Raw genomic sequence first — 20,098 nt, forward strand, 5'->3', positions numbered from 1 at the left:
TGAATATGCATAAAAAAGCCCATAAGCAAAGCATATGGGCTTGGTTTCTAACAAGCGAAACATTTATCGTTTAGGGTTAAACAATCTTTTTCATTGCTGACATGTAGCCACGTAATTTAGCACCTACTTTTTCAACTGGGTGTTCACGAAGGGCGGCGTTAATTTGAATTAATGTTTGGTTATCAACTTGGTTACAGTGCTCGCCAAGGCCTTTACCAATAACATCTGTATCAATTTTTTTCATAAAATCTGCAAGTAATGGTAAACATGCATGGTTATATAGGTAACATCCATACTCTGCAGTGTCAGAAATTGTACGGTTCATTTCAAAAAGCTTTTTGCGTGCAATAGTATTAGCAATTAATGGCGTTTCATGTAAAGACTCGTAGTAAGCTGACTCTTCAATAATACCGGCTGCTGTCATGGTTTCAAAAGCAAGTTCAACACCTGCTTTTACCATTGCTACCATTAAAATACCGTTATCAAAAAATTCCTGTTCTGAGATTTCTACATCGCCAGCAGGGGTCTTTTCAAAGTTAGTCTCTGCTGTTTCAGCGCGCCATTTAAGTAAGTTTACGTCATCGTTATTCCAGTCTTCCATCATAGTGCGTGAGAAAGTGCCGTCGATGATGTCATCTTGATGCTTATTATAAAGCGGGCGCATAATTAGTTTTAGCTCTTCGCTTAGTTCGAACGCTTTTACTTTTGCAGGGTTTGAAAGGCGGTCAAGCATGTTTGTAACGCCGCCGTACTTAAGTGCTTCGGTAATTACTTCCCAGCCGTATTGAATTAGCTTTGATGCATAACCCGCATCAACGCCTTTTTCTATCATTTTATCAAAACATAAAATAGAGCCAGTTTGTAACATGCCACATAAAATGGTTTGCTCGCCCATTAGGTCTGACTTAACTTCAGCAATAAATGATGATTTAAGTACACCTGCACGGTGTCCGCCAGTCCCTGCTGCATACGCTTTAGCTTGTGCTAAACCATGACCTTGAGGGTCATTTTCTGGGTGAACAGCAATTAGAGTTGGTACACCAAAACCGCGTTTGTATTCTTCACGTACTTCAGAACCAGGACACTTAGGCGCAACCATGATTACAGTAATGTCTTCACGTACTTGCATGCCTTCTTCAACAATATTAAAGCCATGAGAGTAGGCAAGTGTAGAGCCTTTTTTCATAAGCGGCATAATTGCACTTACTACAGCAGTATGTTGCTTATCTGGTGTTAAATTAAGTACTACATCAGCTGTTGGGATTAGTTCTTCGTAAGTGCCAACAGTAAAGCCGTTTTCAGATGCGTTCAAAAATGATTGGCGACGCTCAGAAATAGCTGATGCGCGTAATGTGTAAGAAACATCTAAACCAGAGTCACGTAAGTTTAAGCCTTGGTTTAAACCTTGTGCGCCACAGCCTACAATAACTAGTTTTTTACCTTTAAGTGCATCAACGCCATCGGCAAATTCGCCTGCGTCCATAAATTCACATTGCGCTAATTGCGCTAATTGCTCGCGTAAAGGTAAGGTATTGAAATAATTCGCCATTGTTAGTGTCCTATAAAGTCATGTTTGTTAGATGCGCAATGTTTACTGCGCTTACAAACACCATATGTAAAATCGTTGCTTGCGTAAAATGATATATTTGAATTAAAGTGTTTCATAATATGAAATGCAGGGGGGGGTTGGATGGAACATAAGCACTTAAACTACTTTTTAGCGTTGGCTAAAACACTTCACTTTGGGCGCGCAAGTGAGCTTTGCCACATAAGCGCACCCACTTTGAGCCGAAATATAAAACATTTGGAAGAAGAAGTTGGAGTGGCATTGTTTATCCGCGATAACCGAAGTGTTAAATTAACGCGTGAGGGGGAGTCCTTTATTGATTACGCAACGGCAACGCTTGCTAATTGGCAACGTTTTAAAACGAATGTAAAAGACCCACAACAGCATATTTACGGCAAAGTAAGTATTTATTGTTCTGTAACTGCATCTTATAGTTTTTTACATCAAATATTAGAACAACTTCGTGCGCAGCATCAGTACATAGAAATAACATTAAATACCGGTGACCCAGCACTTGCTATAAATCGTGTCCTAGATGGCCACGAATTAATGGCAATTGCAGCTAAGCCTAATAAATTACCGTCGCAAATTGCCTTTGTTGATATTGGGCACTCACCACTTTTATTAATTGGCCCAAAAATTCAATGTCCGATCACACAAAAGCTTACACAAAATAGTGATGATATTAATTGGTCTGATTTAGAGTTTATTGTCCCAGAACAAGGTTTTTCTCGCCAAAGGTTAGAGCATTGGTGGCGCAAAAATAATATTCACGGAAAAATCTACGCTCAAGTTGCAGGACATGAAGCAATGGTATCTATGGTGAGCTTAGGACTAGGTGTCGCTATGGTCCCTAAAATAGTGCTAGATAACAGCCCGCTGCAGGATAAGGTACAAATACTAACACCAAAAATGCAAGCACCTGAAGGGTTTGATATCGGTTTGGCGGTATTAAGAAAAGAGTTAAATGACCCTGCAATCAGTGCGTTGTGGAATATTGCGCAAACTTTAGAAGCAAAAGCAATTTAATATACACACAGATCAAGTAAATTAGTTAAATAGTATTAATATAGGTTGCGTATGAGTTTACTATTACTTAACATTGAGTGCTAATAATAAAAACAATGACGCTTGAGAGTTTATTTATGAACCACGCCGTATCACTTGCTCATTCTGCTCAATGCCTTAAAAAGGCGATTCCTTTGATGGTAAAATACCGCATGCCGGTTACGCCTATCAACTATGCAATTTGGTACTGTTACATTCAAGGGAGTAACCCTTCATTAAATGCTGAATTAGACCATGTTATTGCTGAGCAACAAACATGCTCACAAGACAAAGCAAAAGAAATTTTTGATAAGCATTTAACGCAAGACGATCTGGCTTTCTTTCAAGAAATGACTGAAAAGTTCCATACAACCATGGAGCAAGTCCAGCAAGATATAAGCACCACGCTTGAACATTCCAAAAGCTTTACAACAAGTTTAGTTGATTCACAAAATGAATTAAATATGCTTGCTGATGTAAATTCTTATAATGAAATATTAGGTTGTGTAGAGCGCTTAACCGACGATTCTATTGCTATGCAGGATTATGCTAGAGAATTTCAAACTAAGTTAGCTGTTGCTTACAACGAAATAAAAGATTTAAAAGAAGCACTTAATATTTCAAAAGAAGCAGCTGACACCGACACGCTTACGGGGTTTTATAACCGAGGTAAGTTTGATTCAGATATCGTAAAATTTTGTTTAGAATACTCAGAGAAAGCACAGGAAGATTCTCTTGCCGTACTAATTATGTTTGATATTGATCACTTTAAACGTTTTAACGATGACTTTGGTCATCAAAAGGGTGACGAAGTGTTGAGGTTAGTTGCCAAAAAAGTGAGAGAAAATACAACTGAAACAGCAAATATATATAGATACGGTGGCGAAGAGTTTTGTATAACAGCTTATTTTGACACTATTAACGATATAATAGCGTTTGCCGATTGTATACGTTTAGCTATTGCGAAATTAGCGATTCGTAAAAAGCATGATATAACAGCTAAACGTGCTATTTCTGCAAGTTTTGGTTTAGCTATTTTACGTCCATTTACTAATAGCTCAGTTTTAGTTGAGCGTGCAGATAGAGCCTTATATATCGCAAAAACACATGGCCGAAACCGAATAGAAATAGCCCCTGATATTTAATAAGCATCAGAAGCTTGATTTATTACGGCTAAAGCCGCTATTAACTTTGGTAACCTAGTAGCTTGTAAGGTTAATAAAAAAAGTTGTTAGAGTTGGCTTCCTGCAGATTTTATTTGAATTAAAGCATTTGCGAGGTTATCCCTCATTTCCAAAGTTTCTCAAAGCAGTGCCAGCTTAGCCAACGCACATAACTAATTTGAAGGGTTTGTCACTTCAAAAACACAAAAGTTAACATTTGTGTATACAAATTGTGAATAATTGTAACCAGCTAGAGCTAGTTTAAAAAGACCTTGCTAGTATGGGGAACTTACTTAATTTAATACTTTGATGTACGCTGATGCGGTATTCCTTCTCCTTATTAACTGCTCTATGTTTTAGCACTTTGTTTGCTTGCCTTTCGGTGCAAGCAACACAGGCAAGCAAGCATGCTGACGATTATACAGAGCAAGATATAACAACTGATCGCCTGCATTTGAGTTTAAGCGTTGGGGCTGGAGTTATAACCAACCCTTTGCATGGTGGAGATAATATTCCGCTTGTGCTTATTCCACAAATTGCGTTTTATGCAGAGCAATGGTTTTTTGATAATGGCCGCCTTGGCTATTCATTTTCACAATCCCCAAAGCATCACTTTAATCTAGTTAGTGAACTCAACTCTGAATCTCGCTTTTTTATAGACTGGCACCCTAAAAATGTATTTGCATTGCAAAGTAGTGCTCTTAATAATCAGTTTGTAATGCAAAATGAAGCCTCGTCCTCTCGCTACGCTGATATTGATAATTTGCATAAACGGCAAATTGCCTTGGATGCGGGTATTGCATATCACTATGTAAATGATGACCATGTTTTTTCAGTTCAGGCTCTGCATGATATAACCGATGTTTATCGAGGTGTACGCGGTGCATTGCAGTGGCAATATCATACTGTGCTAGGAAAGCTTAAAATAAAGCCAACACTTGGAATAAACTATAAATCTGCGGAACTAAATAGCTATTTTTATGGACTTAATGAGGGTGAAACTCAATTTGGCAAAATAGACGTTGGTAGTAGTTGGCAACCTTATGCTAAAATCGACGCCCGTTGGCCACTGAGTAAGGCTGACTCTCTTCGTTTTCATGTAGCATATTACGACTATTCGGCTATGGATGGCAGTCCGCTCTTTGAACGTACTTATTCAATGACTGCATTTATAGGATTCGATCGTACTTTTTAATATGAAGTATTCAATATTAGTTGTGTTTATTACCACTTTTTTTAGTGGTTTTAGTGTGGCACAAACCCCTGTTTTTAGTGTTTCTCCAAAAGTCTGCGTGGTTTCCGAACAGCAGGATTTTTGCGATCTTGATTTACAGTTTAAATGGCTATTAAACACCTATAGTGATGTCTGTTTGTATCAACAAGAACAACTACTTCAATGCTGGCAGCAGCAGCGTTCTGGGCAATTTAATTATAAAGCGCGTGTTCAGGTGGAGACCATATACTCCTTAATCAATCCTCATACGGGTGTGTTAATAGCAAAAACACAGGTTGAAGTACAAAGCGCCCATGCTAAAAAAAATAGGCGTAGGCTTCGCTCTCCGTGGAGCTTTTTTTAATTTAGGAGCAACTAATGCCAAAAATTTTACTTGTTGAAGATGATCTCGGTTTACAACAGCTAACAAAAGATTACCTTGAACATAATGGCCTTGAAGTCGAAGTGTTAGAGCGTGGTGACGAAGTGTTTAATTACCTAGAAAACAATACACCCGATTTAATGATTCTAGACGTTATGCTGCCAGGTAAAGATGGCTTTAGCGTTTGCCGCCAAGTAAGAGATAAATTTACTCTACCAATTTTAATGTTGACTGCTAAAGGCGAAGACTTCGACCAAGTGCTTGGTTTAGAACTTGGTGCTGATGATTATGTAATAAAACCAGCAGAGCCACGTGTATTACTAGCGCGGATCAATGCATTACTACGACGTGGGCAACCAATAGTAAAGTCTAGTGAAGAACTGCAGTTTGGTGATTTAGTCATCGATAAAACAAGCCGTATTGTAAAACTAAGTGATTCAGAGATTGTATTAACTTCGCACGAGTTTGAACTACTATGGCTATTAGCGTCAAATGCGGGTGAAGTACTAAGCAGAGAACATGTGCACCAACATATGATTGGCCGTCAATACGACGGACTTGATAGAACTGTGGATGTACGCGTATCACGAATTCGTAAAAAATTAGGCGATAATAGTGATAAGCCGTATCGTATAAAAACCGTATGGGGACAAGGCTATTTATTTGTTTCTGATGCATGGGATCTTTAGAACTATTTAAGGTTAATCGGCTGTAATGGGAAAACTGTTTACCAGCTTATACTTATATATCATTGTTTCATTATTTGTTGTAAGTGGTGTTATTGAGCAGCTGTGGCCCTATGAAGAGTCGCAGCAGCAGGTCTTCTTAGACGATGAGTTTGGGCAATCACTGTGGTTGCTTTCACAAACCCCAAATGGTCTTAAAAAACTAAAGCATAACTTTGAAAGTAAAGTGATTGAACGACGTGATTTAATACTTCCTCAAAAACAACAATCGCAGCTAAATCAAAACCACTACTTATATTTGTATGATAAGCAACAACGCATTGTTTGGTATGTAGATCTCGGTAATGATTCATTACTTCAAGTAGGACCGGTAGGCGTATTAACGCAGCAATCATCTTCTGTTTGGCCGTATTTATTACTACTTATTATTGTAGGTATACCAGTTGGGCTATGGAGCTTTTTACTCTGGCGTGACTTTGAAAAGCTACGTAAAGCGTGTGAAGCGGTAGAGGGTTTGCAAGACTTTCAACTAAATGACTCTTCTAAGTCTTTCTTTTTACCTATAACTGATACATTAAAGGTAATGCAGCAACGTATTGAGTTTTTACTTAGTGCGCAGCAAGAACTTACCTCATCGGTGTCGCATGAGTTTAGAACACCACTAGCACGTTTAAAGTTTGCAATAGTCATGCTACAAGAACAAATGCTTGACGAAAAAGGCGAAAAATACCTAACAAACATGCAAACAGATATTAGTGAGCTTGAGTCACTAGTTTCTGAAATGCTTGAATACGCGCGATTAGACTCTCAACAACCAAGTTTACAGCCAATAAACTGCGATTTAGCTGGGCTGGTAAAAACCACTGTTGAAAAGCTAAATTTTGAAGCTAGAACAACGCTCTCTATAAACCTCCCTGAGCATTTAAATTACTACTGTGATAGCCACTTTATGGCGCGAGTATTTCAAAATTTAATTGGCAATGCGCTCAAATACACTCATCAACAAGTCAAAATTTCATTGCTACAAGAGGCAACTCACATCGTATTGATTGTTGAAGATGATGGTGAAGGGATTGACCCCGTTGAGCGAGAAAACGTATTTAAGCCTTTTACTCGATTAGATAAAAGTAGAGGCAAGGACACTGGTGGCTTTGGTTTAGGGCTTGCTATAGTTGCTAAAATTGTGTCGTGGCACCAAGGAGAGTGTAAAGCAGAAAGCTCAAGCTTAGGTGGTGCTAAATTTATTGTATATTTACCTCTCAAATTTAAGACATAAAAAAAGCGCCTAAGGCGCTTTTTTTGCGGTTAAAAACCAAAATCAACAAGTAGCAATATAATAGACCGCAAGTATTTAAAAAAGTTCTCAATTATTTTTTATTTTTTTCAAGTAATGGCATTAACATTTGCTCAAGGCCATTTAGTTTAACCTCATACATCATCGCTAGTTGGCTACCAAGTTTCGAGTTAGGAAATCCCTGCTGTTTGAACCACACCAAATAAGGTTCTGGTAGTAGTAATAAAGGGCGCCCAGCATATTTCCCAAAAGGCATCGTTGTATTTACAGCTATTTTTAATTGTTTTGGATCCATAAGAGTTACTTAGGTTTTAAAGTCTGCGTAAGTGTAAGGGATTTTAGAAATATAAAATAGGCTGTGACGGGCAAGAAACAGCCTATTTTGCGAGGGAGTAGGCCCTCTGATTTAATAATTTTTTGTTGATTAATATAAACCTAGTTGAACTTTAATTAGCTGGGATCTAATTAAGTTATTATTAGAACATGGGGTTTTATTTAACCAACATGGATAGTCTACCTGTTTTTTATGGTCGTGGTGAAATGGCTTGTAAAGGAATGTAAATAGAATTGCTTTTCATTTAAAAACTAATAACAAAGCCTTAATGATTTTAAGGCTTTGTTATTTATAGACGTTATAAAAAGTGATTATTCGTTAAATAGCTCTTGTTTAACGTGCTCTGCAAAACCACTACCTGCTTCTAAGTAAAAGTTATAAGTAGAATGAACACCCATTTCTTCTAGCTCTTTTTGTTGATCAGGGTAGTTTGCAATAGCTGTTACTTGGCCTTTATAACCTGAGGCTTGTAGTTGCTCTAGCGCAAAAATATTTTGCATATGCTTTGGCATTGCAAGCATGACCATTTCTACTTGCGAATGATTTACTCGTTGCCAAAAGTCAGGATCTGTTGCATCAGCAATTAATACGTTGCGGCCTCTGTTAACGTGCTTATCTACCACTTCAGGTTTTATATCTATGCCTGCAACAACATTTGGGTGAGTCGCGTTGATTGTTTCATAAGCACCAGTACCAATACGTCCCATACCAAAAATGACTATTTTAGTATCGTTTAGGTTAACAGGTAGCTCTTCAGCTAAACGAGTTTTGCTTTCAAACTTTAATAGCCAGTGCTCTATTTTTACGTATAGCTCGTTTGAGCGCTTATTTAACGGCGAGGCAATTACAAAGGTAATAGAAACAGCAATTGCCATTACGGCCAGCCACTCAGAAGTGATCATGCCTGTGCTAGCAGCTACTGCACATACAATTAACCCAAATTCACTGTAGTTAGATAAACTAAAGGCGGTAAGTAATGATGTACGTGCGCGTAGTTTGAATATATTTGTGAACACGTAATAAAGCGCTATTTTAATAGGTAAAACTAAAACAAGTATAATAGCAACGATTAATGAGCTAGTGGTTAGCTCTGCGCTCAAGCCAATACTTAAGAAAAAACCGACTAATAATATGTCTTTTAAATTAAGCAGAGATTTTGATAGTTCTCCTGCTTTTTTATGTGGTGCAAACATCATCCCAATTATGAGTGCGCCTAGGTCGCCTTTTAATCCTGCAAATTCAAATGCATGATAACCAGCAACTAAAGCAAAGAAAAAACCAAATAGTGGTAATAGTTCACCATGTTTAGAGCGATTTAATACGCCATACATGACAGGCCGTAATAAAGGCAGAGCAATTATTAATGCAATTGCCCATACATTTGGAATTTTACCTGTACTAATCGCTAAAAAGATAACAGCAAAGATATCTTGCATGACTAGTATACCAATGGCTATTTTACCGTGTAGGCTTGCCATTTCTCCGCGTTCTTCAAGCACTTTTACTGCAAAGACAGTACTTGAAAAGCTAAGCGCAAACCCAACTAATAAAGCACTTTGCCAACTTAAATCAATAAACAGTGGAATAGCGAAAACACCAAGCAATAACATAAAGCCACTAAAAAGCGCGCTGCTAAAAATAATATGCAATGTTGCAGGCGCCCACACTTGGGGTTTAATTAAACTGTTTACCTTTAGCTTTAAACCAATACTAAAAAGAAGAAGGGTTACGCCAAGTGCTGCTATTGTATCGAGCAACTCTGTACTTTTATAACCCGATAAGTTTAAAGCAAAACCTGCTAATAAAAATCCAATAAGAGGAGGCAGCTTTAACTGATAAACAGCAAAACCACACACAAACGCGGCGGCAAAATAGATTAGTTCCATAATTCTTAATATCACTTCATTTGGGGTTGCAGTGTAACGAAAAATTTATACCATTGAAAATAAAAATAGACCTAAAAATGAACGCGTCTAATCAAATACTTGCCTAGCTGTGTATAAAAAATACGCATCAAACATATATTTAATCGTAAATAGTATGTAAATAACATTTTTTCACTGACATTGGCTTTTAAATATGGTTAAGATGCGATAACGAAGAAGTTTAAGCATGAGCAAATAATAGAACCGCTCAGCTTAAGGAGAAATATATGTTTAAAAAGATTTTAGCGTCGGTAGGTATTGGTGCTGCAAAAGTAGATACTGTTTTAGAGACTGAACACCTACAACCAGGTCAGCTTTTTAACGCACAAATAGTCATTACCGCAGGTGATGTTAGCCAAGATATTGCAGGCTTAGATTTGTTACTTATGACCCGTGTTAAAGTGGCAGGTGATGATGGCGATTATTTTACCAATCATGTGATTGACCAATGGCGAATTACAGATATAGGTACAATTGAGCCGGGCGAAGTTAAAAGTATCCCTTTTGAAGCACGTCTTCATTCTGAAACACCTATTACAGAAATTAATGCAGGTTATAATCAATCACATGTATGGCTTGAAACAGGTTTAGATATTGATTTAGCACTTGATCCGAGCGATAAAGACCATTTACATATTTACCCTAATGAAGCTGTTAAAACGTGCATGCAGGCGATGGAAAAGCTAGGTTTTAGCTTAATGAAGGCTGATGTAGAAAAAGGCCATTTGCGCGCTTCAACATTTCAATCGTTATCGGGTTGTTATCAGGAACTTGAATATAAGCCAAATAGCCGTAGTTTATTTGGCATTCAAGAGATTGAGTTGTCATTTGTACCAGAGGCACATAAAACACATGTGCTTATAGAGCTAGACAGGGCCTTTAGAGGCGATGGTTATGTAGATTTAACGATAGAGCATGACCACGTGAATTTATCGCAGTTGTGCGACCAACTAGAGCGCTTATTTGCTTAATATAAACTAACAAGTGAATAATTTTATTAAACCCGGCCTAGGCTGGGTTTATTGTTTATAGGATTTAAAATGCAATTTAAATGTGAGCAGTTTAATGCTTTAGATGCGCATACTCTTTTTACTATTATGCGAGGACGTGTAGACGTATTTGTTGTAGAGCAGGCGTGCCCTTACCCTGAACTTGATGATGTAGATATTGATTTAAATACACAGCATTTATATACACTAGACAATGGGCGGCTACACACTTATGCCCGATGCTATGAAAAAAATGAGCAATACAGCGCAATAGGGCGCGTGCTGGTAAGTAAAAGTGCGCGTGGCAAAGGCGACGCCACTGTACTTGTAAGTAAAGCTATAGAATGCTGTAAAGAGCGGTGGCCTGAACGAGATATTTATATTGGCGCACAAACCTACTTACTTGATTTTTACCGCTCCTTTGGCTTTGAAGATTACAAAAGTGAATATCTAGAAGACGGTATACCTCATCAAGATATGATTTTAAAACTCACTCAATAAATCCAATTTAAGCAGCTATAAAAAAGCCCACTAATGTGGGCTATTTTATTTAAAACTATTTTAAGGCTAAGGTATCATTTAGCTCAATAGTGAGTGTAAAAACACCATGCCAATAGCCAGTGGACATACAAACTTAGTATACCAAGGCCATATTTTCCAAAACAATGTATTGTGAACCTCTGGGTTACCCTCTTGAATTGCTTTTAGTAATGAGCCTCTATACCAAATCCAGCCAACAAATATACAACACATAAGACCAAGTAAAGGCTGAGCTACTTTTGTAGTGAGAGTGATTACTAAGCCAAATAAGCTGCTAAGGTTACACACAATTGTAATGCTAACGACAGCGATTAGCGCCCCAATTAACCACGTTGCTTGAACGCGTTTCATCCCAAAGCGCTCTACGGTGTATGATACTGGCGCCTCTAACATTGAAATAGATGATGTTAAAGCGGCAATACTCATTAACGCAAAAAATGAAAAACCCACAAATAAGCCAACTTCGCCCATTCCATCAAATAATGCGGGGAGTACCTGAAACACTAATGTATCTTCAGAGAGTAGCTTACCCGTTTTGGCCGAGAATATTTCAACGCCTTGAGCTTGTGCTACGTACATAGCCGGAATAATCAGTAAACCTGCAACAAAGGCTATGAATACATCAATAAGGGTCACATAGGCACCTAAAGAAACAAGATTTTCTTTTTTACTAATGTACGAGCCGTAAATAATCATTACGCTAGTGCCAAGCGATAAAGAGAAGAAAGCTTGCCCTAGTGCACTTACTAATAGTTTTGCGTCAAAAATAGATGAAAAGTCAGGAACTAAGTAGGCTTTTAAGCCTTCCATAGCACCATCTTGCGTCATCACATAAGCAATAAGTGCAAATAAAATGCCTAAAAGTGCAGGCATTAAACGCTTAGACCACTTTTCAATACCGTTTTCAACACCTCTACTTATAATAGCGACAGTTAGTACGATAAAGATCATAGTGAATATAATATTTCGAGTAAGTGATTGCTCGCTTAACCATGTAGATGCTGTGTTGGCACCAACTAAAGTGGCAATGGGTTCAGCTGTGGCGCTGAGCATCCAACCGGCAACAATGGCGTAAAAGCTTAGTATAAAGCCAGCGCATAAAATACCGCCAAAACCAACAGCAAAAGCAAAGTGTTTTTGCCATGACTTATTAGATATTTTTTGAAGTGATGACACTGCGTTTGCTTGGCCATGACGTCCAATCATAAGTTCAGCCATTAAAGCGGGGTAGGCTAAAAAGAACGCAAGCACTAAATATGCGACTAAAAATGCAGCACCGCCATTACTTGCTGTTTGTGTAGGGAATCCCCAAATATTGCCCAAACCAACGGCAGAACCCGCGGCGGCCATAATAAAACCAAAGCGAGAGCTAAACTCGCCTCTAACTGCGCTCATATTATTGTACTTCTCTATTGTGTGACGGCGGTGACAATCTACTGGAAATGTAAAAAAATAAAAAGTGCTTATTTGCTGATCTAGCACAAATTAATAAGTAAAGTGTATGTTATAACCATCGATTTTAATTGTTGTTATTAAGTCGTTTAAAATAACGAGTTGATTTTGTTTAATAATTGTTAATTACAGTCTGTAACTATTGCTTTACGGATTATGGTGCTGTGCAATAGTGAGAGTAAAGCACGCCCCCCCTAACTGGGTGCTTTTACTTACTTTAACGCTGCCATGATGCCAATCAGCTACCTTGGTAACAATGGCTAGGCCAAGGCCATAACTCTTATCGGCTCTGTTACGGTGATCTTCCTCTCTAAAAAATGGGCTAAATACATTACTAAAGTTCTCTTGTGCGATACCAGGGCCGTCATCTTCTACCGTTATTATAAGCTGTTGCTCGTGTAACTTTGCACTGAGGTAAATATGTTGGTTTGCAAAATCACATGCGTTAGTTAATAAGTTAGTAATTGCACGAGCCAGCCAGTGAAGATCTGCATTTATTATTTTATCTGTACTATTGAGCTGTACGTTGAGCATTTGCATTTCAAGTTTTGGTGCAAGTTGAACTAAAATATCTTCAAGGTAGGATTTAATATTGGTTGATGAATAGGTTAGTTTATTCGCGTTTTGCTCTAAAGTAGCAAATGCTAAATAGCTACTAAGCATCGATTCCATATGATCTAAATCGTTTTCCATACGGGTTAAATACTGTTTTACTTTTTGCTCATCATGGCTATCTAATGCCGCATCTAAACCAAATCGCAGGCACGCGATAGGAGTGCGTATGTCGTGAGACAAGCTTGAGGCCATTAGTTTGTTTTCGGCGACAAGTTTCTCTATTTGGCTAGCCATGCGGTTAAAAGTAAGTTCCACATCTTTTATATAGGTAAAGTGCGATACCTTTATTCGGGCATGAACATTACCAGAGGCAAACTTTTTAGCGGCTTCATTTAAGACAGTTAGCCGTTTAGCTAAGGGCGCGATAATAAACCCCATAAATACACATAGGCCTGCGTAAAATAGTAGAGTTAATATAATGTCGTTATGCTGCTCGCTATCAAAAATTTTATCTAAGCGCATTGATAAGTGAAAAGGATTTAAAACGTCGCTACTATAAAGCATATAAAAGCCTTGCTGATCTTCTAAAATCAGCCCACCTGGCGTGTGCATTTGTAATAATAAAGAAGGTGGTAAAGCGAGTGACTCATTTGGCTTGTAGTCAATTAAAACATCAAACTCTCGGGCTAGTTGTTTTACATAATCGCTGCGCTCAGATGTAGGTATGTTAGCTAACTGCTTATTAAAACCCATGATCATTTTACTTTGCTGACTAAATTCATCTTGTGGGGTATGCGCTTGTTGACTAAAAGCATCAATAAGCCAGCCCAATACCACAATAGATAAAAGTGCACTGCCTAGAAGCGATATATAAAACTTTTTCATTTATTTATTCATCGCTCTATTACCACGCGGTAGAAACAAGTAAATATCCACGGCCCCAAATAGTTTTAATTTTTTCAGGGTTTTGTGGATCATCATTAAATTTTTTACGAAGTGCAGAAATAAGTACATCAACACTTCTATCAAGCCCATCGTATTCTCTACCTTTCGTAGCTTTAAATACGGCATCGCGTGAGACAACTTGACCTGCATTGCTTGCAAGGTAGTGTAATAATAGATATTCGGCGCTTGATATGTTTATATCTTGCTCGTTAAGGGTCACATTTCTAGATTCGGTATTAATACTAAGTGCACCAACTTGAATAACGCTTTGGCTAACCTGCGGCTTATTTGGCTCATTATTTTGACGCAGTGCTGCTTTTATTCGCGCTAGCAATGCACGTGGACGCACCGGTTTCATTATGTAATCGCTTGCGCCAACTTCTAAACCAATAACTTCATCCATCTCTTCATCGCGTGCGGTGAGCATTATAATAGGCGAATTATAAAAGCTACGAAGCTCTCTACATACGCTAATACCATCTTGCCCCGGGAGCATAATATCAAGGAGCACAATATTTGGGTTTAACGTTTTGACCTGGCTAACAACTTCGTCACCACGATGACAAACATGCGTTGTATAGCCTTGCTCTGTTAAATATTCAGCAACCCATTGCGCTAGTGATGCATCGTCTTCAACAAGTAAAATAGTGCCGTAGTTATCCATAAAATATCCCTAATACGATTGGTATTAAAATAGTCGCCAGCGGCGTTTTTTTTGTCTGTTTTGATAAACCCATTGTAGTTTTACTTCTGCTGTACTGATGACTTTGGATGTATTGCTATCAAATAGTTCAAATGAAATGCTTTGCTGTGAGTCAAAAGCATAATTAAAAGTACCACTTTGTTGCTTTAGCCAACATTGCATAATGTACTTTGAAGTTGCATCGCGTAGGCAGTAATTACCAATGATAGGCTGCTCCCACGTAAGTGTAACATCGGCATAGCAATTACGCCCTTCGCGCAGTGCAACGCAAGTGTCGGGTAGTGCTATGAGTGCTTCAGGGGGGTCCTGCGCTTTAACAGTAAAGGTACTGGGAAAGATCAGTAATACCCAGATCCATCTAAAATACATAACGTAGGCCTACCTTGGCTTTATGTTGATATCCTTGGGAAATAATTGGGCTGTCGTCAATTTCTTTTGAAAACCATGTAGTAAGCCAACCGGATAAAAACACCCAATCTTGGCTTATTGGATATTCAGCATGGAACTCAAAGATGATACTAGTACTGGCATTGCTGCTATAAATCGGGCGAAGGCTGGTGGCTTCATCGCTATCAATGCCAAAGTAATAATTGGTAAAGTCAGCAGAGTAGGCGCTTAAACCAACACCAGATCTAAACTCCCAGTTTCGCCATGGCAAAATGTGGGTAAAAAAGCTATTTATAACCCAGCCATTATGGGCACCAGATACGTCATGAAGGTATTCAAAGGAGAATTGTGAATTTTCAAATCGGCGCGAGAGCCTAAGACCAACATCAAAATCGTAATTACGTTTTTTAATACCTTGGAGTTCTTTTATAACACCGTGGTTATAAAACCCGAGGCCTTTTTCGTCAAACCCGGCTTGAGTATTTGTGCCAAGTATATCTAAGCCCCAATCAAATTTATCTATAAGGCTGTAACCAATTACAAGACCACCGCTGAGTTGATTGTGATCAAAATCAAGATAAAATTTATCGTAAGAAACAGCAAGACTTAAATCAAGCTCAACGCCTTTATCGTAAGATTCGATACCGATTAGGTAAGAATCTTCAATATAAAAGCCCGCACCTGCACTCCAATCCCAGGCAAAGCCTTGGGTTGGCTCTAACGTATTGTCTGCATAATAGCGATTACTTGCCATACTTGTGGTGCTAAAAATAAAGCAAAAAAGCAATGTTATGCTAACTAAAGTATGGTTAAGCAAAGTGTTTCTCATCCCTATGGGGCCTAATTATTATTTGTTATTAGGCGTAGTATATTGTTAATTCGTTCCTTTAATCTGTAAAAAAATGTAGTAAGTGTTAGGTCTGTTGAACTTTCAAGGTTAAATTTTCAGCAGTCTGTTTGGTATATAGGCAAGGCAGAGCCTATGCAGTGTGGCTATTCCCCATAAATGGGCGATAACGTAGCATTAATGCCAAACAGGCGCTGCCCAATGGGTTCTTCCTATGGGCTATTTACGCTTTGTTGCTCGGTTTTTACTTATTCTTACATGGATGTAAGCCATTAGAATAACGCAGGAGCAGTTATCGAGCCCACTAGGCTACAAACCGAGCGCCGCGATTGAATAGCCCCTAGTTTGAACAAATTTTAATCCGTAAAGATCAACAGACCCTAATTTACTGAACTTTAATTTTATCGATTAATATACTGCTTAAGTAAAACTGCATCATAGGCGTTAATGCGCTTACTTCTGTTCTGTTACATGGACCACTAAGCTTGGCAAGGCTAGATAACTTTGACAACGTTTTGTACTGAGGAATTTGAATGTCTTTTCCAAGTCTTTCCATGCGGGCTTCATCAGTATTTTGCTGATGGACAAAAGCGACAACCTCAAGCTCATTAGTTATTTTTTGCTCTTCGGTGAAACTATAAACTAGTGGCTCACGATGAAAACTTGCACTATCAATAGAAGATTTAGCAAACCAAACAACATCACCTGATGCTTTGTGTGTGAGGCGCATACTTACTTGTGCAAATATTGCAGCGCATTCCTGAGTTGGGTATTGCTGAGCAATATCTGAATATAATGTAAAAGGGTTCTCAGGTTGCTTTATTGCGTACTTAACATCGTCAGTGAAAGTTAAATCAAGTTGCTGAATAGTTAGTGTGTAGTCGCTGTTATTTTTAGTGGTTACTTTTAGCTGTTTATCGTTAAGTGCTTGGCTAATTTGCGATAAAAGTTTATCGGTTACACTTGCCTTATCGGTAATAATTTTTACAGTTTGGTTTCTAACTACCTTATGTGCAGGAAGTTGAACGGATTTAACTTTTGGGGATGAGTGTTCTGTGGTGTACTCAAGCTGGTAGGTCTGACTTTTTAATGTTGGCTTTAATGGCATAGCCAGTGGCTCGGCCGGCTGCTTTGTAAGAGTACAACCAGTTGATAATATAACAAAAAGTGACACAACTAAAAAACGCATAAGTACTAAACACTCACTAAAAACCAAATAATCGTCGTATTGTACGTTAGTCCAAACAAAACTTCATGATATTATCTACATAGATGTAGTTAAAAAGATAAAATTTATAAAAATGAAGTATCTCAAATCTTTATTGTATAGCCTACCTGCTTTGTGTTTGTTGTTTAGCTCTGTGAGTTATGCAGCAAAAGCAGATCCTGATTGGGATGCATTTGTAAAAAAGTACGGCCGTTATACGCAAAAAAAACTGAAAAATAAAGGTATACCAGGCGCTGCACTTTCGATTGTAAGTACAAATAACTCAGACTACATACATACTATGGGTGTAACTAAAACCCGAAATGGACAAAAAGTAAATAAGCATACCCGGTTTAGGCTCGCGTCTGTTTCTAAAACATTTGCAGGCTCGTTATCTGCTAAATTAGCCAATGAGGGTTTACTTAAATTAGATAAAGCTGTTAGCGATTACATAACTGAGTTCAAAGGGACTGTTTATCAAGATGATTTAAAGGTATTTCACCTTCTAAGTCATGCAAGTGGTTTAGTGCCTAATGCGTACGATAATTTGATAGAGTCTCGTATGGATTACCCCAGTATTGTTGAAAAATTACTTAGTGTTAAACCTATTTGCAAACCAGGCGAATGTTATGGTTATCAAAATGTTATGTTTAGCCTTATAGGTAATGTGATATTACAAAGCAGCGGTAAAAGTTACGCGCAGTGGTTACGAGAAACTATTTTTGCGCCTTTAAAAATGAGTGATGCCAGCTTAGGTTTTGAATCTATGGTTCAGGATGAAAATTACGCATTACCACACGTGCGCGGTACAAAACGTTGGTATAGCGCTAAGCTTAAAAAAAATTATTATAAAGTGGGACCTGCAGCGGGTGTAAACGCAAGTGCAAGTGACATGGCCATTTGGTTAAAAGCCCAGCTAGGGCAATACCCTGATGTTTTGTCATTGGATACTCTAGCAAAGCAAACGCGTCCTTATACACATACAAAAAAAGAAATGCATCGCAGGGTGTGGAAAAAACACCTTAATGAGGCTTATTACGGACTAGGTTGGCGGGTTTATAATTATGCTGATGAAACGCTTTACTATCATAGTGGCTGGGTGCAAGGATATCGAAGCGATGTGGTTGTGTTTCCCCAATTAAATGTTGGTTTTAGTTTAATCGTTAATGCTGAAACCGGTGTAATAAATGAATTAACGACTGAATTTATCGACAGGCTATTAGAATACAAACGAGGTAAAAAAATATGAATAAAATAATATTAGCAATAACTTTTTTAGCCTTGTCATTTAATTGTAGTTTGGCATTTGCCGCACCTGACGAGGTATATTTGTTTCGTCATAGCGAAAAGTTAACGGGGAAGAACCCAGCGCTCTCAGAAGAGGGGAAGGCACGTGCAAATAATTTAGTTACTTTGTTTAAAGAACATCAAAATATACATCTTTTTAGCAGCAACTATAAACGCACGTTGCAAACAGCCGCACCTTTGCAGGCACATTTTAATACCAAATTAAATGTGTATAACGCAGGTGAGCTAGGTGATTTAAAAAATGAGTTACTCAAACTAAAGGGTGTAGTTGTTGTTATTGGGCACAGTAATACGACGCCGCAACTGGCTGAACTACTCTCCAATGAAAAAGTGCCAGCTATGAGTGAGACACAATTTACTCAGTATTTTATATTGCATAATAAGCCCAGAAGTAATGGCACTGATTATGATGTAACGCACCATACAATGAGCTTTTAAATTAAAAAGTGTTAGGTAACAAAAAACCAGCATTAAGCTGGTTTTTTAATTTAAACGTACTAAATCCTTTAAATAGGATTAATTAATTACGTGGTAAATGTATTTTTTTCTCAACACTTTGACGATAAAGCACAATAGTGTGACCTATCGTTTGTAGCTTAGTCGCACCAGTTTCACGTACGATTGCTTCAAAAATAAGTGCTTTTGTTTCACGATCATCAGTTGGAACTTTAACTTTGATTAATTCGTGAATTTCTAATGCACTTTGAATTTCGACTACTACGCCTTCGGTTAAACCGTTAGAACCTAGTAAAACTACAGGCTTGAGGCTATGTGCCTGACCTTTTAAAAACTGCTTTTGTTTGTTTGATAATGTCATGTTTATACAAATTTTGCTGAATATGGCTTGAATTAAAGGTATTCTAACGCCATCTAGAGAATATTACTAATTAGTTGCGTGTTAATTTATGACAAATAAAAAACAGTCAGCCAGTTCACAGCGATGGCTGAAAGAACATTTTGATGATAAATATGTTCAAGAAGCGCAAAAAAAAGGCTGGCGTTCACGAGCGGTTTTTAAATTAGATGAAGTACAAAATAGAGATAAGTTACTTCGCCCTGGTATGACCGTTGTTGATTTAGGAGCAGCTCCAGGAAGCTGGTCACAGTATTTGGCAGAAAAAGTAGGTGACAAAGGTCAAGTAATTGCCTGTGACATATTACCTATGGACTCACTTGCGGGTGTTGACTTTTTACAAGGTGACTTTCGTGAAGAAGCTGTGTTAAATGCGTTGCTAAAACGTATTGATGGTAAAAATGTTGATGTGGTACTCTCTGACATGGCACCAAATATGAGTGGTAATAACTCAGTAGATCAAGCGGGTAGTATGTATTTGGTAGAACTTGCGCTGGATATGTGTAGTCAAGTACTAAAGAAAAATGGCGCATTTATTGTTAAGGTTTTCCAAGGTGAAGGCTTTGATCAATACTTGCAAGATGTACGTAATAGTTTTAAAGCAGTGAAAATACGCAAACCTGATGCCTCACGTGCCCGTTCTCGGGAAGTATATATAGTAGCGACTGGATACAAACTGTAGTACAGTTGCTTGGCGTTTA

The 20,098-nt window shown here is 38.1% G+C and carries 21 protein-coding genes; 11 read left to right on the top strand and 10 right to left on the bottom strand.

The genetic code is table 11. The features are described from left to right. Positions 1-76 precede the first annotated feature (76 nt). Positions 77-1,549, bottom strand: coding sequence for a ketol-acid reductoisomerase (ilvC, locus tag H5157_RS08245; protein ID WP_182724519.1), 1,473 nt, complete (start codon positions 1,547-1,549; stop codon positions 77-79). 141 nt (positions 1,550-1,690) lie between these two features. On the opposite strand from ilvC, the gene ilvY reads away from it, so the two are divergent. The 6 genes from ilvY to H5157_RS08275 all read left to right on the top strand — a co-directional run bounded on the left by ilvY (position 1,691) and on the right by H5157_RS08275 (position 7,334). After that, positions 1,691-2,596 (top strand): HTH-type transcriptional activator IlvY, encoded by a 906-nt coding sequence (ilvY, locus tag H5157_RS08250; RefSeq protein WP_024594947.1) that lies wholly within the window; start codon positions 1,691-1,693, stop codon positions 2,594-2,596. Positions 2,597-2,712: 116 nt separating this feature from the next. Beyond that, positions 2,713-3,759, top strand: coding sequence for a GGDEF domain-containing protein (locus H5157_RS08255; RefSeq protein WP_182715995.1), 1,047 nt, complete (start codon positions 2,713-2,715; stop codon positions 3,757-3,759). A 400-nt stretch (positions 3,760-4,159) separates the two neighbouring features. Continuing rightward, entirely contained in the window at positions 4,160-4,972 is an 813-nt protein-coding gene (locus H5157_RS08260; RefSeq protein ID WP_024594945.1) for a MipA/OmpV family protein, read from the top strand. A 1-nt stretch (position 4,973) separates the two neighbouring features. Continuing rightward, on the top strand, positions 4,974-5,354 hold the full coding sequence (locus tag H5157_RS08265) for a DUF3019 domain-containing protein (RefSeq protein ID WP_024594944.1): 381 nt from the start codon (positions 4,974-4,976) through the stop codon (positions 5,352-5,354). 14 nt (positions 5,355-5,368) lie between these two features. Then, a complete protein-coding gene (locus H5157_RS08270) occupies positions 5,369-6,061 on the top strand; it encodes a response regulator (protein ID WP_024589922.1) in 693 nt (230 codons plus the stop codon). A 25-nt stretch (positions 6,062-6,086) separates the two neighbouring features. Next, the gene (locus H5157_RS08275) at positions 6,087-7,334 is read left to right on the top strand and encodes an ATP-binding protein (RefSeq protein ID WP_182695457.1); all 1,248 of its coding nucleotides are present in this window, start codon (positions 6,087-6,089) and stop codon (positions 7,332-7,334) included. 91 nt (positions 7,335-7,425) lie between these two features. On the opposite strand, the gene H5157_RS08280 is transcribed toward H5157_RS08275, so the two are convergent. Both H5157_RS08280 and H5157_RS08285 read right to left on the bottom strand, forming a co-directional pair. Further along, positions 7,426-7,647, bottom strand: a complete 222-nt coding sequence (locus H5157_RS08280; RefSeq protein WP_024594942.1) for a DUF3820 family protein — start codon at positions 7,645-7,647, stop codon at positions 7,426-7,428. 350 nt (positions 7,648-7,997) lie between these two features. Continuing rightward, the gene (locus H5157_RS08285) at positions 7,998-9,572 is read right to left on the bottom strand and encodes a cation:proton antiporter family protein (RefSeq protein ID WP_004335737.1); all 1,575 of its coding nucleotides are present in this window, start codon (positions 9,570-9,572) and stop codon (positions 7,998-8,000) included. A 266-nt stretch (positions 9,573-9,838) separates the two neighbouring features. Between H5157_RS08285 and H5157_RS08290 the strand changes: the two genes are divergently transcribed. Together H5157_RS08290 and H5157_RS08295 are read left to right on the top strand one after the other, a co-directional pair. Further along, on the top strand, positions 9,839-10,582 hold the full coding sequence (locus H5157_RS08290) for a sporulation protein (protein ID WP_004335740.1): 744 nt from the start codon (positions 9,839-9,841) through the stop codon (positions 10,580-10,582). A 69-nt stretch (positions 10,583-10,651) separates the two neighbouring features. Beyond that, positions 10,652-11,101, top strand: a complete 450-nt coding sequence (locus tag H5157_RS08295) for a GNAT family N-acetyltransferase (RefSeq protein WP_004335742.1) — start codon at positions 10,652-10,654, stop codon at positions 11,099-11,101. Between the two features lie 78 nt (positions 11,102-11,179). Here H5157_RS08295 and H5157_RS08300 read toward each other — a convergent pair whose 3' ends face one another. The 6 genes from H5157_RS08300 to H5157_RS08325 all read right to left on the bottom strand — a co-directional run bounded on the left by H5157_RS08300 (position 11,180) and on the right by H5157_RS08325 (position 17,218). Further along, a complete protein-coding gene (locus H5157_RS08300; protein ID WP_182724520.1) occupies positions 11,180-12,535 on the bottom strand; it encodes a sodium-dependent transporter in 1,356 nt (451 codons plus the stop codon). Positions 12,536-12,739: 204 nt separating this feature from the next. Next, positions 12,740-14,032, bottom strand: coding sequence for a HAMP domain-containing sensor histidine kinase (locus H5157_RS08305; protein WP_024597093.1), 1,293 nt, complete (start codon positions 14,030-14,032; stop codon positions 12,740-12,742). 19 nt (positions 14,033-14,051) lie between these two features. After that, entirely contained in the window at positions 14,052-14,756 is a 705-nt protein-coding gene (locus H5157_RS08310; RefSeq protein WP_024597092.1) for a response regulator transcription factor, read from the bottom strand. Positions 14,757-14,780: 24 nt separating this feature from the next. Further along, positions 14,781-15,164, bottom strand: coding sequence for a DUF3019 domain-containing protein (locus H5157_RS08315; RefSeq protein WP_024597091.1), 384 nt, complete (start codon positions 15,162-15,164; stop codon positions 14,781-14,783). Beyond that, positions 15,154-15,936, bottom strand: coding sequence for a MipA/OmpV family protein (locus H5157_RS08320; protein ID WP_259395072.1), 783 nt, complete (start codon positions 15,934-15,936; stop codon positions 15,154-15,156). Before H5157_RS08320 ends, H5157_RS08315 begins: the two co-directional genes overlap by 11 nt. 478 nt (positions 15,937-16,414) lie before the next feature. Continuing rightward, positions 16,415-17,218, bottom strand: a complete 804-nt coding sequence (locus H5157_RS08325) for a hypothetical protein (RefSeq protein WP_002963149.1) — start codon at positions 17,216-17,218, stop codon at positions 16,415-16,417. A gap of 112 nt (positions 17,219-17,330) precedes the next feature. Here H5157_RS08325 and H5157_RS08330 point away from each other — a divergent pair, with 112 nt between their 5' ends. Both H5157_RS08330 and H5157_RS08335 read left to right on the top strand, forming a co-directional pair. Then, complete coding sequence (locus H5157_RS08330) at positions 17,331-18,485, top strand: serine hydrolase (protein ID WP_182695454.1); 1,155 nt, start codon at positions 17,331-17,333, stop codon at positions 18,483-18,485. Beyond that, positions 18,482-18,982 carry a histidine phosphatase family protein gene (locus tag H5157_RS08335; protein ID WP_002963152.1) on the top strand — a complete coding sequence of 167 codons (501 nt, stop codon included), beginning with the start codon at positions 18,482-18,484 and terminating at the stop codon, positions 18,980-18,982. The genes H5157_RS08330 and H5157_RS08335 overlap by 4 nt, the downstream gene beginning before the upstream one ends. A gap of 82 nt (positions 18,983-19,064) precedes the next feature. Here the strand turns inward: H5157_RS08335 and yhbY are convergent, their stop codons facing one another. Beyond that, positions 19,065-19,361, bottom strand: a complete 297-nt coding sequence (yhbY, locus tag H5157_RS08340) for a ribosome assembly RNA-binding protein YhbY (RefSeq protein WP_002963153.1) — start codon at positions 19,359-19,361, stop codon at positions 19,065-19,067. An 88-nt stretch (positions 19,362-19,449) separates the two neighbouring features. Between yhbY and rlmE the strand changes: the two genes are divergently transcribed. Beyond that, positions 19,450-20,079 carry a 23S rRNA (uridine(2552)-2'-O)-methyltransferase RlmE gene (rlmE, locus tag H5157_RS08345; RefSeq protein WP_002963155.1) on the top strand — a complete coding sequence of 210 codons (630 nt, stop codon included), beginning with the start codon at positions 19,450-19,452 and terminating at the stop codon, positions 20,077-20,079. The last annotated feature ends 19 nt before the right edge of the window (positions 20,080-20,098 follow it).

It is taken from the genome of Pseudoalteromonas sp. SG43-3, from assembly GCF_014164385.1.
GTDB lineage: Bacteria > Pseudomonadota > Gammaproteobacteria > Enterobacterales > Alteromonadaceae > Pseudoalteromonas > Pseudoalteromonas distincta.